At 64.0% G+C, this 14,595-nt stretch carries 10 protein-coding genes; 5 read left to right on the top strand and 5 right to left on the bottom strand.

Features of this window, described 5'->3' with window-relative positions:
• Positions 1–463: 463 nt before the first annotated feature.
• The 4 genes from ACY65G_RS13365 to ACY65G_RS13350 all read left to right on the top strand — a co-directional run bounded on the left by ACY65G_RS13365 (position 464) and on the right by ACY65G_RS13350 (position 5,124).
• Complete coding sequence (locus ACY65G_RS13365; RefSeq protein ID WP_464997846.1) at positions 464–1,459, top strand: BMP family lipoprotein; 996 nt, start codon at positions 464–466, stop codon at positions 1,457–1,459.
• A gap of 94 nt (positions 1,460–1,553) precedes the next feature.
• Positions 1,554–3,080 (top strand): ABC transporter ATP-binding protein, encoded by a 1,527-nt coding sequence (locus ACY65G_RS13360; protein ID WP_464997845.1) that lies wholly within the window; start codon positions 1,554–1,556, stop codon positions 3,078–3,080.
• A complete protein-coding gene (locus ACY65G_RS13355) occupies positions 3,077–4,156 on the top strand; it encodes an ABC transporter permease (protein ID WP_464997844.1) in 1,080 nt (359 codons plus the stop codon). Before ACY65G_RS13360 ends, ACY65G_RS13355 begins: the two co-directional genes overlap by 4 nt.
• Positions 4,153–5,124, top strand: coding sequence for an ABC transporter permease (locus ACY65G_RS13350; protein WP_464997843.1), 972 nt, complete (start codon positions 4,153–4,155; stop codon positions 5,122–5,124). Before ACY65G_RS13355 ends, ACY65G_RS13350 begins: the two co-directional genes overlap by 4 nt.
• A 175-nt stretch (positions 5,125–5,299) precedes the next feature.
• On the opposite strand, the gene ACY65G_RS13345 is transcribed toward ACY65G_RS13350, so the two are convergent.
• Entirely contained in the window at positions 5,300–5,899 is a 600-nt protein-coding gene (locus ACY65G_RS13345; RefSeq protein ID WP_464997842.1) for an NUDIX domain-containing protein, read from the bottom strand.
• An 83-nt stretch (positions 5,900–5,982) separates the two neighbouring features.
• Here ACY65G_RS13345 and ACY65G_RS13340 point away from each other — a divergent pair, with 83 nt between their 5' ends.
• Complete coding sequence (locus ACY65G_RS13340) at positions 5,983–6,738, top strand: DeoR/GlpR family DNA-binding transcription regulator (protein ID WP_464997841.1); 756 nt, start codon at positions 5,983–5,985, stop codon at positions 6,736–6,738.
• A gap of 60 nt (positions 6,739–6,798) precedes the next feature.
• Here the strand turns inward: ACY65G_RS13340 and ACY65G_RS13335 are convergent, their stop codons facing one another.
• The 4 genes from ACY65G_RS13335 to ACY65G_RS13320 form a co-directional block, all read right to left on the bottom strand.
• A complete protein-coding gene (locus ACY65G_RS13335) occupies positions 6,799–7,863 on the bottom strand; it encodes a S1/P1 nuclease (RefSeq protein ID WP_464997840.1) in 1,065 nt (354 codons plus the stop codon).
• Positions 7,860–9,086 carry a phospholipase D-like domain-containing protein gene (locus ACY65G_RS13330; RefSeq protein ID WP_464998026.1) on the bottom strand — a complete coding sequence of 409 codons (1,227 nt, stop codon included), beginning with the start codon at positions 9,084–9,086 and terminating at the stop codon, positions 7,860–7,862. The genes ACY65G_RS13335 and ACY65G_RS13330 overlap by 4 nt, the downstream gene beginning before the upstream one ends.
• A gap of 17 nt (positions 9,087–9,103) precedes the next feature.
• A complete protein-coding gene (locus tag ACY65G_RS13325; protein WP_464997839.1) occupies positions 9,104–10,792 on the bottom strand; it encodes a bifunctional metallophosphatase/5'-nucleotidase in 1,689 nt (562 codons plus the stop codon).
• Positions 10,793–10,939: 147 nt separating this feature from the next.
• Positions 10,940–14,350: a TonB-dependent receptor gene (locus ACY65G_RS13320; protein WP_464997838.1), complete on the bottom strand. Its 3,411-nt coding sequence runs from the start codon at positions 14,348–14,350 to the stop codon at positions 10,940–10,942.
• Positions 14,351–14,595: the final 245 nt, after the last annotated feature.

Here is a 14,595-nt window from a genome sequence, read left to right as displayed (position 1 = left end):
TTCCTTATTGTTGGGTTTTGGGTAGTAGCATTTGAGTAATATCTGCCGATGCTACACGAGGAAAACTGGCTGGAACAACAAGCTTATTGAGATGTTTTCAATATAAATTCTCAAGAAAAAAGGTATTTGTCATACATATGTTGGTCATGCAATAGTGCGCAGCCAGCCCGGCCCCCGCCGCCTGGCTGCCCCACGGGAAGCGATCATTTCGGGGTGGATTGCAACACCAGAAGTGGAGCAAAAACAACGGCGGCAGGGGATACCGGGCGCTCATCGTACTGTTGTGCGATTCCAACAGAGAGGCGCAAGAGTGAGCAATATATTGCTACAAATGGAAACTGGACGGAAATGCAAATGCCGAGCAAAGGTTCTAAAGCGGCCGCTTTTGCCGGCCGCCGCCCCAGCGGGGTACATGTTTTGCTCGCAAAAACTATACAATAGCGGACTTCCAGGAGCCTTTTTCATGAAAATCAAACAACTTTCCATGATGATCGCCGCAGTTGCGGTATCTGCGAGCGCATTCGCGGCCAATCCGAAACTGGGCATCGTCTACGACGCGGGCGGCAAGTTCGACAAGTCGTTCAATCAATCGGCTTTCGAAGGTGCTTCGCGCTTCAAGAAAGAAACCGGTATCAACTTCATCGAGGTGCAGGCGTCATCCGACACCCAGGCCGAGCAGGTCATGCGCGGCCTTGCCCGCAAGAAGCTCGACCTGATCGCCGCGGTGGGTTTCTCGCAAACGCAAGCCGTGCAAAAAGTGGCGCGCGAATTCCCCAATGTGCGCTTCGTGCTGATCGACGGCGTTGCACAGGGCAATAACGTGAATTCGATCACCTTCAAGGAAGAAGAAGGCTCCTACCTCGTTGGCGTGGCCGCCGCCATGGCATCGAAGTCGAAGAAGCTGGGCTTCATCGGCGGTATCGACATCCCGCTGATCCGCACGTTCGCCTGCGGCTATGCACAGGGCGCGAAATCCGTGGAAAAGAAAGCCGAGATCGTGCAGAACATGGTCGGCACCACGGCCGCCGCGTGGAACGACCCGGCCAAGGGCGGCGAGCTGGCCCGGTCGCAATTCGAGCGCGGCGTGGACGTGGTGTTCGCCGTGGCCGGCGGCTCCGGCCTGGGCACGCTGCAGATGGCCAAGGAAAAGGGCAAGCTGGCGATCGGCGTGGATTCGAACCAGAACCACCTGTATCCGGGCACGATGCTGAGCTCCATGGTCAAGCGCGTGGACAACGCCGTCTATGACAGTTTCATGCAGATGAAGAACGGCAGCTGGAAGGCCGGTGTCACGGCCAAGGGCGTCAAGGAAGGCGGCGTGGACTGGGTGCTGGACGCCAACAACCGCAAGCTGATCACGCCGGAGATCGAAAAGCGCGTGCTGGGTGCCCGCAAGGACATCATCGACGGCAAGACGAAAGTCATCGACATCCGCTCGGGCGCTGCCTGCCCGGCCTGATTTTCCAGCAACACGCAGTAGACAATACGCGAAACGCGCCGCAGAGCAATGCTCTGCGGCGCGTTTTTCAGTAAAACACGACCTGATAAATCCTATGCAGCCAGCTGTTGAATTCCGCGGCATCTCCAAGCATTTCGGAGCCGTGAAGGCGAATACGGACGTCAGCTTCGCGATCGCCAAGGGCGCCATCCATGGCCTCGTGGGCGAGAACGGGGCCGGCAAGTCCACGCTGATGAGCATCCTGTACGGCTACTACCATGCCGACGGCGGCGATATCCTGCTCGACGGCCAGGTGCGCCAGATCCGCTCCAGCCAGGAAGCCATCCGTCTCGGCATCGGCATGGTGCACCAGCACTTCATGCTGGTCGATAACATGACAGTGCTCGACAACGTGATGCTGGGCACCGAGGGCGGCTTCCGTCTCGCTTCGCACCGTGCCGAGGCGGAAGCGAAGCTGCGCGAGATCTGCAACCGCTACCGCCTCGACGTCGACCCACTGGCCACGGTGCACGACCTGTCGGTGGGCGCGCAGCAGCGCGTGGAAATCCTCAAGCAGATCTACCGCAGCGCCAACATCCTGATCCTGGACGAGCCCACGGCCGTGCTGACCGCGCAGGAAACCGCGTCGCTGTTCGAGATCCTGCGGCTGTTCAAGGAACAGGGCAAGACGATCATCCTGATCACCCACAAGCTGCAGGAAATCATGGACATCACGGATACGGTGACCGTGATGCGCGCGGGCCGGGTGGCGGGTGCCGTGCAGACGGCCGACACGTCGAAGGAAGCGCTGGCCAACATGATGGTCGGCCGCCCCATCGAGAACAACCTGCCGCGCGGGCCGTACCAGCCGGGCGCGCCGGTGCTCGAGGTGAAAGGCCTGCAGCTGAAGGACAAGGCCGGCGTTTCCCTGCTCGAGGACATCGGCTTCACGCTGCGCGCCGGCGAGATCGTGGCCATTGCCGGCGTGTCCGGCAATGGCCAGAGCGAGTTGATGGAAATCCTGTCCGGCATGCGCCTGCCCACCGGCGGCCAGGCCGACTTCGAGGGCAAGCCCCTGCCCTACAGGCGCCGCGATGCGGACGGCCTGCCGCGCGTGTTCCGCAACCTGGGCATCGCGCACGTGCCGGAAGACCGCCTGCGCGACGGCGTGGTGAAGAACTTCAGCGTGATGCACAACACCTTCTTCGGCTACCAGGACCACGTCAAGGGCCGCTGGGGGCTGTTCGACTTCAAGCACATCGCCGCGCGCTGCGCCGGGTTGCTGAAGGAATTCGACGTGCGCCCGCCGAACCCGGAGCTGCGCATCGGTCTATTAAGCGGCGGGAACCAGCAGAAGGTCGTCATCGCCCGCGAAGTGCTGGCGAAACCGAAGCTGATGCTGGTGGGCCAACCCACGCGCGGCGTGGACATCGGCACCATCGAGGCCATTCATACGCAGTTGCTTGCCTTGCGCGATGCGGGCGTGGCGATCCTGCTCGTCTCCGTGGAGCTGGAAGAAGTACGCGCGCTGGCCGACCGCATCCTCGTGATGTGCGGCGGCCGCATCACCGGCGAGATGCCGATCAATGAATTCGATACCACGCGCATCGGCTTGCTGATGGGCGGCATGCACAAATCATGAACAACGACCTGCCACGCTGGGCAACCGGCATTGTCCTGCCCCTCCTGAATCTGCTGTCCGCGCTGCTCGTGACGGCCCTCGTGATCCACCTGCTGGGCGAGGATCCCTTCGAATCGATGCAGATCCTGATCAACAGCGCGGTCGTCAATCCGGAAGGCCTGGCGTACACGCTGTTCTACGCGTCCACGTTCGTGTTTACCGGCCTCGCGGTCTCGGTGGCGATGCAGGCGGGCCTGTTCAACATCGGCGCCGAAGGCCAGATGTACTTCGGCGGCCTGGGCCTCACGCTTGCGATGCTGGCCTTCGACGCCAGCCTGCCGTGGTTCCTGCTGATCCCCGTCGGCATCGTCGGCGCGGCGCTGTTCGGCGCCCTATGGGCCTTCATTCCCGGCTACCTGCAGGCGAAACGGGGCAGCCATATCGTGGTCACCACGATCATGTTCAACTTCATCGCCGCATCGCTGATGAACTTCGTGATCGTCAAGTACCTGATCCCGGTGGGCGAGCAGAACACGGCCAGCCGCAATTTCGCGGCGGCCGCCGAGTTGCCGCGCCTGTCCGACTGGCTGCCGGTGCTGGGCGACACACCGCTGAACATCAGCTTCTTCCTGGCGATCGTCGCGCTGGCCGTGTATGGCGTGATGGTGTCGCGCTCTTCGTGGGGCTACAAGCTGCGCGCCACGGGCCTGAACCAGCATGCCGCGCACTACGCCGGCGTGAAGATCTCGGCGATGATCATCGTGACGATGCTGATCTCGGGCGCGCTGGCCGGCCTGGGCGCCGTCAATTCCATCATGGGTTCCACGCATTACCTGTCGCTGAACTTCGTGGGCGGCGCGGGCTTCATCGGCATCGCGATCGCGCTGATGGGCCGCCAGCACCCGGTGGGCATCTTCCTCTCCGCCGTGCTGTTCGGCGCACTGACGCAGGGCGGCTTCGACCTCTCTCTGGAAAAACCGAACATTCCGCCCGAGATGGTGATCCTCATCCAGGGCCTGATCATCCTGTTCTGCGGCGCGATGGAATACCTGTATGCGCCCGCGCTGGCCAAACTGATCAAAGGAAAACAAGCATGAGCTTCGAAGACCTCCACCTGGGCAGCATCGTCGTCTCCACCGTGCGCAATGCGCCGGTGCTGATGTTCGCGGCGATGGCCGGCCTGTTCGCGGAACGCTCCGGCGTCGTCGACATCGGCCTGGAAGGCAAGATCCTGGCGTCGGCGTTCGTCTCCGCCGCGGTGGCCTTCGCCACGCAGAACCCGTGGTACGGCATCCTTGCCGGCATGGGCGTATCGGTCGCGGTGGCGCTGCTGCAGGGCTGCATCGCCATCACGCAAAAGGGCAACCAGCTGGTGGCCGGCATCGCCATCAACATCACGATGAGCGGCCTCACGTTCGTGGTGGCGCAGTACTTCTTCCAGCAGGGCGGCCGCACGCCGGGCCTGGGCGAAGCGCGGCTGTCGGAAATCATATTGCCGGGCAGCGCCGCCGTGGCGGACGTTCCCGTACTGGGCTGGATCTGGACGCAGCTGCTGGGCGGACACACGATCCTCGTCTACCTGGCGTTCGCGCTGGTGCCGCTGGTGCACTGGGTGCTGTACCACACGCGCTTCGGCCTGCGCCTGCGCGCCTGCGGCGAGAACCCGCATGCCGCCGATGCGGCCGGCGTGTCCGTCGAACGCACGCGCTATGCGGCAATGCTGATCGCCGGCATCCTGTGCTCGTTCTCCGGCGCCTACCTCGCGATCGTGCAGAGCGGCTTCTTCCTGCGCGACATGTCCGCCGGCGCCGGCTACCTGGCGCTGACCGCCATGGTGTTCGGCAACTGGCGCCCGTTCTACACCTTCCTCGGCTGCCTGATGTTCGGCTTCTTCGGCGCCGTGCAGATCCAGCTCGAAGGCGTCGACCTCCCGGTCGTGGGCCGCATCCCGGGCGCGCTGATCCAGATGGTGCCGTATGTCGTCACCGTGATCGTGCTGGCCGGGCTGATGGCCAAGTCCGTCGCACCAAAGGCGATTGGCGTGCCGTTCGTGAAATCGCGCTAAGCACTGCCCCGCTCTGCCCCGAAAGCCTGCGTAACCCGCAGGCTTTTTTTCCGCTGCAATATTTCCTGAAACCGGGGTCAGGAAGGAGTACAGGCATGCATGCCTGTACCGTTGCGCGAGAGCGGAGCATGCTCCGCTAAACCCTCGCTCCACCCCCGGTTCCTGGAAACATTTCTCAAATTCGGGGTCTGACCCCGGTTTTGGGAAACAAAAACAGGGCGGCGTGCTGGAGGAGCATGATGGTCTTGCCGTCTTCGATGCGGCCGTCGGCGATCATGGCGAGGGCTTCGTCGATGGGCAGTTCCAGGACTTCGATGTCTTCGCCTTCGGCTGCCACGCCGCCGCCGTTGTCGATGCGGTGGGTGGCTTCGTATTCGGCGACGAAGAAGTGCAGCCGCTCGGTGACGGAGCCGGGGCTCATGAACGCGTCGAAGATGCGCTGCACGTGTTCGACGTGGAAGCCGGTTTCCTCGGCCGCTTCGGCGCGGATGCGTTCCTCGGGCGAGGCGGCGTCCAGCAGGCCGGCGGGAGCTTCGATCAGGTAGCCGTCGTGCCGGCCGCCGTAGCCGAACGCGGGAAAGCGGAATTGCCGCACCAGCACCACGGTGCGGCGTGCGAGGTTGTACAGCAGGATTACGGCACCATGGCCACGATCGTAGGTTTCGCGCGACATCGTCTGCCAGCTCCCATCGCGCCGGCGGTAGTCGAACGTGGTTTTCTTCAGCAAATACCAGTCGTCGGACAGTGTCGTTACGTCGTGAATGCGCACATGCATGATGGCTCCGGTATGTTCGTCATTGTATTGGTTCATTTTTACGATATCATGCGATATCGTGTAATTTCAAGGAAAATCGTGCAATGCTGACACGCCAGCGCAAGGAGCTGTTGCTCCGCATCCTGAAGGAAGAAGGACAGATCGTCGCAAAGACGTTGAGCGAGTCGCTGGGCCTGTCGGAGGATACGATCCGCCGCGACCTGCGCGAACTGGCGAAGGAAGGCTTGCTGGAACGGGTGCACGGCGGCGCCCTGCCCGCCTCGCCGGCGCAGGGCAATTTCGCCGTGCGCGAAAAGCTGTCGACCGATGCCAAGCCGGCCATCGCGCGCGCGGCCGCCGCGATGATCCGGCCGGGCCAGGTGGTGTTCATCGATGGCGGCACCACCGCCGTGCAGCTGGCGCGCGCCCTGCCCAGCGACCTGCGTGCCACCGTGATCACGCACAGCCCTTCCGTGGCCGTGGAGCTGGTCGAGCACCCGGAGATCGACGTGATCATCATCGGCGGGCGCCTGTTCAAGCACTCGATCGTGGCGATGGGCGCGGCGGCCGTGGAAGCGGTAAGCCAGTTCCGCGCCGACCTGTTCTTCATGGGCGTATGCAGCCTGCACCCGGAGGCCGGCATCACGACGGGGGATTTCGACGAAGCGGCGATGAAGCGCGCGCTGTCGGCACATGCGCAGCGCACGGTGGTGCTGGCATCGCCGGAAAAGCTGGGTACCGCGGCGCCGTTCCAGATCGCACCGTTGGCGTCGGTGGATCACATCGTCGTCAATCGCGAGGTCGACGAGGCGCTGCTGGTGCCGTTTCGGGAGATGGGGATCGAGGTGACGCTGGCGTAAAACCGGTGACAGGAAGGAGTGATGGCATGCATGCCATCACTCCTTCCCGACACCAGGCGGTTACGCCTCCGGCCAGATCTCCTTCAGCAGCGCGGCCAGGTTGTAGCCGCCCTTGATGAGCTGCTGGCGGGCCAGCGCGGACGATGGCACCGGGTAGTCGTCCGGCACGTTCAGCGCCCATACTTTATAGCTCTCGCCGGAGCTGGACGATTTTTTCGTGGTGGCGGAGCCCAGCGTGACGTCCATGTGCGCCAGCTTCGAGATGGCCAGCGAATCGTTCGCCCACTGGTAGGGCCAGGTGGCCACGTCGCCCGTGTTGACGGGCACCGCCGGCTTCCTGTCGATCGCATACTGCGCGAACTGCTCCGGCGTGCGCGTGCTGGAGCGGCGGAAGGCGTAGTCGACCACCGTGGTATCCCAGTACGAGTGGAACGGCTTCGTCTTCGGCGGGTTGGCCGACGACTTCGTGTCGAACGCCGGCGGCATGTATTTCGCGGAGGTCGTGGCGAGGACGGCGTCGTCCAGCAGCAGGTTGTTGCCGCCGCGCGAATCGAAGATGTTCAGTTCGTCGATTTCGGCATGCGTCTTCGGTACAACGAAGCGGCCATCCTTGCTCACGAAGGCGGCGCCGACGTGCAGCGGCTGGTGGATGTCGCCGGCCAGGTGGGCGACGACCAGCAGCGCCTGGCGCGGCGTGAATTTATGCGGATTCGTTTGCGGCGTGTCCTTGCCCTGCAGGACGAGGATCGCGGACTTCAGCGTCTGCACGATGTCGTCATCGAACGTGCCCGGCGCGTGGTCGTGGTAGGCGCCCAGCTGGAACGGCACGTCCGTGTAGTGGTACGCGGAGTGCTTGGGATTGGCCGCCACGTAGGCCTGCATTTCCGGCGTTTGCGGGCCGCACCACGTGCCTTTCACGCAATCGGCCCACACGGCGATCGATTCCAGCGTTTCGCCCGGCAGCAGGAGCGCGGCGATGCGCTTTTCGGCGATGCTGCCCTTGAGCAGCTTGGCGGCGATGGCGCCCACGGCCCGGTGGCCGTCATTGCCCCATGCCAGGGCGCTGGTTGGCGCCATGGCGGCGAAGGCGCCGGCCAGTGCCAGCATGCATGCGAGTCGTTTCATTGTTCGGAAGCTTTCTGTGGTTTCGGGTAGTTCCTGTTGATGTCGAGCGGTTCCGCATAAGGTGAGCTCCACACCTGTTCCTGCAGCGAGGCAAGCCGCCGCGCCATCTGCTCGTTGCGCATCACGATTTCCAGGTTGCGCGACAGGTCGAAGTAGCCGCCGGCCCAGTTGCTGGTGCCCACCCATGCCACCTTGTTATCGATGACCATCGTCTTCGAGTGGATCACGCGGGCGAACGGGATGAAGCCTGTCGACGCCTTCGGCAGCGTGACGACGCGGATCTCCACGTTCGGCAGCACCGCAAGGCTCTTCAGGTACGGCAGCGTGACATGTTCCAGGTTCCAGTTCGACACCATCAGCTTCACCTTCACGCCGCGGTTGGCGGCGGCACGCACGGCGTTGTCGACCACGGCGTAATACGGCCGCGTGCCGTTCGGGCCATACGACAGCGGCGCGTAATCGAGCAGCTGCACGCGCACTTCTTCCCTGGCCGCGGCCAGCAGCGCCGGCAGGCCGGTCTCGGAATCGGCGACACCAGGCGGGTTGTACGCGGCCGGGCTGGCAAGCAAGTAGGAAGGCTGCGCCATCAGCGTGGCCGGCACTGTGGCAGCCTTCTGCTGCAGCGGCGCCACGGTACGGCCCTGCGCCAGTTGCGCCTGCGCGCCCCAGTCCTGGTCGAAGATCGCGCGGACCTGCCCGACGATGGCGGCATCGTCGACCAGCAACCCGGTTTCATGGATGTGCGTGAACGCGCGCCAGTCGAAGTTCTGGCTGCCCACGAAGGCCCGCTTGCCGTCGGCGATCACATACTTGGCGTGGATGATGCCGTTGCCGGTGAGCTGGCTGAAATCGAGGATGCGCATCTCCAGGTTCGGGATCGCGCGCAGCCGCTCCAGCGTGGCGGCGTCGGACAGGTTCACGCCCTTCTTGTCGAGCAGGAAGCGGATCTTCACGCCCCGTTTCCCGGCGGCGGCCAGCCGGTCGATCACTTTCTCGAACGGCGCGCCGGGCTTGCTGGCCGCATAGAACTGGCCGATTGCGATATCGGTTTTCGCGTTGTCGAACAGCTCGCACCATACGGTGACGGGATCGCGCAGGTCGGCGTTCGCCAGCGTGGTTTCGACGGGCGCCGTCTGCACCAGTTCGAAGCCGGGAATGCGGAAGTCGGCATGGGCGCTGCCGAAGCACGCGGCCAGCACGCTGCACAGGATTAGTCGTTTCATCATCGGTTCCTTTATCGTTAGCCCTGGATGCGCTGGATGCGCGGCTGCGCGGGCGCAAGGCCGGCCGGCTTGCCGTCGCGCTCGCGGCGCTCGAGGTAGGCGGTCAGCGAATCGATGTCGCGGATGCCCGTTTCGGCGCGGTTGGTGCCCTTGGCGAACATGGGGAACGCATCGTTGCCACCGGCAAGGAAATTGTTGGTGGCCACGCGGTACATGGCACCATCGTTCAAAGGCGCGCCGTTCAGCGTGACGTCCGACACCGTCGCCTTGCCGGTTTCGTCCACCCGGTATTTGTACGTGAAGCCCTCGGACACTTGCAGCAGGCCGCGCACCTGCACCTTGTCCGCCACCCACTGCTGTTCGAGCAGGGTACGCAGCTGCGCACCGGTCAGGTCCATCACCACGAGCGTATTCCCGAACGGCAGCGTTGCCAGCGCCTGGCCTTTCGACACGACGTTGCCGGCCCCTGCTTCCAGGTGCTGGCGAATGCCGTCCCGGTTCATGAACGCGACCTGTGCACCGAACGGCAGCGCGGCCATCAGCGTGGCGTCGGCAACCAGGTTGCCCAGCGCGGACTCGTCGGCACCGTCGGTAGCGCGCATCACGGCCGGCACGGCGATGCGCGCCACCGGTTTGGCCAGTTCGCGGTTGCTGCGTTCGCGCAGGCTGGCGAGGTAGGCGGCCACTTTCGGCTCGGCCGGATACGCGCCCTGCTCGATGACGACGTTGCGCGCATCGACATCGACGATATTGCCCGTCTGACGGTCGACCACCAGCTTGATGCGCGAGAGCATGTGCCCGCCCATCTGCGCCTGCGTGACCACCTTGCCATCCACCTTGCACAGGTAACCCTTGTGCGAGTGGCCGCTGATCACGAGCTTCACGGCCGGATCGAGCCGCTTCACGATCGGCACCAGGTCGCCTTCCAGGTTGTCGCAGTATTGCTGGTCGAACGGGGACCCGGTGCGGCCGCCCTCGTGCACCAGCACGACGAACGCGCCCACGCCCTGCGCGCGCAGTTCCGGCAGCAGCCGGTTGACGGCATCGGCTTCGTCGAGGAACTGCAGGCCGGCGATACCGGAAGCCACGACCACGTCGGCGGTGCCCTTCAGCACGGCGCCGATGAAGGCGATCTTCACGCCCTTCGCTTCGAGGATGCGGTAGGCCGGCAGGATCGTCTTGCCGCTCTTTTCGTCGACGACATTGGCGGCCAGGTAGCCGAACTTCGCGCCGTCGTATTGCGCCGCGAACCGGCACGCCTTGTCCGGCCGCGGCGAATCGCAGCCGCCGTGCTGCTGGCGCAGCAGTTCCTTGCGGCCGCCGTCGAATTCATGGTTGCCGGCCGACGTGACGGTGAGACCGAGCATGTCCAGCGCGGCGATCGTGGGCTCGTCGGCCCACATCGCCGACAGCGCCGGGCTCGCGCCCACCATGTCGCCGGCGCCGACCAGCAGCAGCTCGCTGTCCTCGCGGCGCCATTGCTGCAGTGCGCCGGCGATGGTGTCGATGCCGCCCGCCATCACGGTGCGGGGCGCCTTGTCGGCCACGCCGGCATAGGTGAATTTCGTGGCTTCGAGGTTGCCGTGCAGGTCGTTGAGCGCGACCAGGTTGATCTCGGCCGCCCCCCGGTTGGAGGGCGGCATTGCGCACCCGGCGAGCGCGGTCAGCGCCGCCGCCAGGGCGAGAGTGTGCAGGGATGATTTCATGGGAAAGAAGTAGGACGCGACCGCGTATTGTACAGCCGCCCGGCGGACCGAAACAGCCCGGCCGGGCGGCTGAAACCTTGTGTTACAGACGGAAAAAAACCGGCACAGCGTGCCGGTTTTTTTTGTCAGGCCAAATGAATTCGAACCTTAGAATTCGTACTTGACGGTGGCTTGCAGGGCCCACTGCGATTCGCCCTTCACCTGGCGCACGTCCAGGTCTTCGACCTTGTCGCGTAGCTGGTAGACATACTTGCCGCCTTCGAGGCCGACCACGTCCACGAACGAACGGGCTTGCGCGCCGCTGGACTGGAATGCCACTTCGTTGATGCGGCCCCATTTCTTGTTCAGCAGGTTACCCACGTTCAGGATATCCAGCGTGAACACGCCCTTGTGGCCTTGCCACAGGCCCGGCACTTCCTGGGAAATACGCATGTCGAAGCTGTTCGTCCACGACGAGAAGCTGTTGTTGCGCTTGACCACGCCGCCGGCCGCATTGCGCAGGCCGCGGTACTGGTCGACGATCGCCCAGAAGCGCTCTTCGTTCACGTGGCTGGTGGCCGTATCGCCCTTGAACACCACTTCGCCCGCGCCGAACGCGGTCGGGATGTACATCAGGTCGTTGCCGCCCAGGCCATCGCCGTTGGCGTCGTTGTTGAACGTCCAGCTGTACGGCTTGCCGGAACGGCCTTCATAGAACACGCCCATCGTGGTGCGGTAGGTGCCGAAGAAGCGCTTCTGGAAGCTCAGCGAAGCGCTGATGCGGTCCTTCACCAGGTAGCTGGAGTTCGCTTCCACTTCCTCGTTCGGGTTCAGCACGGAACGGCCGGACCAGTTCGAGTTCGACGTGGACGACGTCAACGGCGACACTTCGGTCGACTCGGTGTAGGTGTAAGCGGCGTTCCATGCCCAGCCCGCGCTCATCGGACGGCTCAGCTGCAGGGTCGCTACGCTGCTGCCGCCCTTCTTCGTGTTGGTTGCGACCAGCACGTTGGCGAACGCCTGGTTCGACTGTGCGCGGTTGCGCAGGCCCGAGCAGGCCGTGCCCGTAGAGATGCTGTTGCCGCTCGCATCCCAGCAAGCCGAGTTGTAGCCCTGCGGGGTGTAGTACAGCGCGCGGCCATCGGTACCGGTGCGGGTGGCTTCGCCGATGTTCAGGTTGCGGTAGAAGATCGCGTCACGCGCATCCGTCTTCAGGAATTCCGCGCCGATGGTCATGCCGTACCACGGCAGTTCGTGATCCACGGCCAGGTTCATCTTCCACACGGCAGGCTGGCGCAGGCCGGCGGCCAGCACGTCCACCGAAGCGGCCGACGGCGTGCCGGCGAAGCGCGGCTGGTTGTTGATGTCGGCACTGAACACGCCACCCGTCGTCGGGCAGGCGGCGAAGCCGCTGATGCCGCAACCGATCGTCGACGTTGCCACGCCGGCGTTCTGGAACGGGTTACCCAGCCAAACGCTCATCGCGGCGCCCTGGAACAGGCCGGCGCCACCGCGCACCTGCGTGCGACGCTCGGTGTCGAGGCGGTAGTTGAAGCCCACGCGCGGCTGCCACAGCTTCTGGCCGTCGAACGTGTTGGCGTTGTTGATGCCGAAACCACCCGTGGCGCGGCCGGCGGCGTTCAGCGCGCCCGGCGCGGCGGCCAGCGCGGCATTGACCAGCGGACGTTCAGGCACGTCGATCTTGTCGAGGCGTACACCGGCCGAGACGGTCAGGTTCGGGGTCACGGTCCAGGTATCCTGCACGAACACGCCGGTGTTCTTCATCGTGAAGCGGGCAACGGCGTCTTCCAGCGTGTAGCCGGCGTTCGCCACCTGCGTCTGGTACGACACCGGACGGCCGCGGCGGAAGTTTTCCAGCACGGCCTGCTGCACGTCGGACGCGCTGCTGGTGCACGAGCCGAGATTGCTGCCGCCCAGGAAGTCGTAGCCGATACCCGTGAGGCAGCCAAAGGTGTAGTTGCCGTACACGTTCTGCAGGAACGCGTTGTAGATCTCGTTCTTCTGGTAGTCCGCGCCGAATTTCACTTCATGGTCGCCCAGCAGCCAGTTCGCGCCGACATAGTAGTCGTCCGTCTTCGTGCCCAGCACGTTACGCTGGCGGCTGTTGTCGGTGCCGAAGTTGATGAAGCGGTTGGCGGTGGACAGGCCGGCCGGCGCGCCTTCGGCCAGCGGACCCGAAATGCGCAGGCCCACGGTCGGCAGCATGGCGTTCACGGTCGGCACGCTGTCATAGTCGCGGGTCGAGAGTTTTACTTCGGTCGAGAACGTCGGCGACCAGTCCGAGGTCAGTTGCGCGACCTTCGTCTCGATGACCTTGTTCTGCTGGTACCACTGCGAGTTCAGCGAAATGCCGGTGGAAGTCAGGCCGGAGAAGAACGGCTCGGTCTGCTCGGTCTTCGACCAGCGGAACATGGCGCGGTGGTCGTCGCTGATGTTCCAGTCGAGTTTCAGCAGCTTGTCGGTCACGGCCAGCATCGTGCCGCCGGGAACTTGCGACGTGCCCACGTCCAGGCCATAGGTGTTCTGTGCGATCGCCTGCGCCTGGTCGATGGCGCCCTGCGTCACGCCCACGTTCGTCATCGAGCTGCCGATCGGGCCGAAGGACGGCGCCGCGCGGGTCGATTCCAGCTTCTCGTAGTTGGCAAAGATGAACAGCTTGTCCTTGATCAGCGGGCCGCCGACCGTGGCGCCCTTGGTCGTTTCCTTGAAGCTGGCCGGATCGTAGTAGCTGCCGTCGGTCTGGTTGAAGCGCTCGCCGGCCATCTTGTCGTTACGGAAGACGTAATAGACGCTGCCCTTCACGTCATTGGTGCCGGACTTGGTCACGGCGTTGATGTTGCCGCCCGTGTAGCCCTTCTGCGTCACGTCGTAGTTGGCCACGTTGACCTGCACAGACTGGATCGCTTCGATCGAGATCGGCTGCTTCGCGGTCGGGGAGCCCGAAGCTTCCAGGCCGAACGTATCGGACACGGCCACGCCGTCGATGGTCAGCGAGTTGTAGCGGCTGTTCTGGCCGGCCACGGAGATTTCGCCACGCTCCTTGTCGGTCTGCGACACGCGGGGGTCGGCGCGTGCGTAGTCCTGCAGGTTGCGCTGGATCGACGCCTGGATCGCCAGTTCCGTCGGGCCGATATTGGTGCCGGTGCCCATCGCCGTCTTCGAGAAGCGGTCGTTGCGCGCATTCGTGCCCGTGACGGTCACGGTCTGCATCGCCTGGCCCAGCTGCGCGTCCACGGCGGCGGTTTCGGCCAGCGCGATGAACACGCCTTCACGCTTTTCGGTCACGCCATTCTGCGTGATCGTGATCGTGTACGGGCCGCCCACGCGCAGGCCGCGGGCAACATAGCGGCCCTGGGCATCGGTGGTGACATTGCTGACGGAACCGGACTCGACGTGCAGGATGCTGACCTGTGCACCGGATGCCGGATTGCCATCCGCGCCGGAGATACGACCGCCGATGGCGGAAGTCGTGTTCTGCGCGATGGCTGGCACGGCGGCCAGTGCGATGGACAGGCTCAACGCGATCTGCGTCAGCCGGAGCCGTTTGTGATTCATCATATTTACCCCAAAATGGACGAATTTAATGGCAGTTCAATGCGGATCGGATCAATCCACCTTCCTTGCCGCTTTACCTTGTGTTGCAAGCTGCTTAGCCGACCCGAAACTTTAGCTGTATACAATGTCACGGTCGTGACAGTGTTATGACAGTTTCGTGACTCCCCGATGACCCCGCGCGGCGACATGACATAGCTTCCGGTCAACTATGCATGAGTGCCAAAATCGTGACAAATTCGATTTAACAA

It is taken from the genome of Pseudoduganella sp. jia 12 (assembly GCF_055502675.1).
Note: the sequence above shows the minus strand (reverse complement) of the source record. Positions and strands in the feature narration are given on the sequence as shown.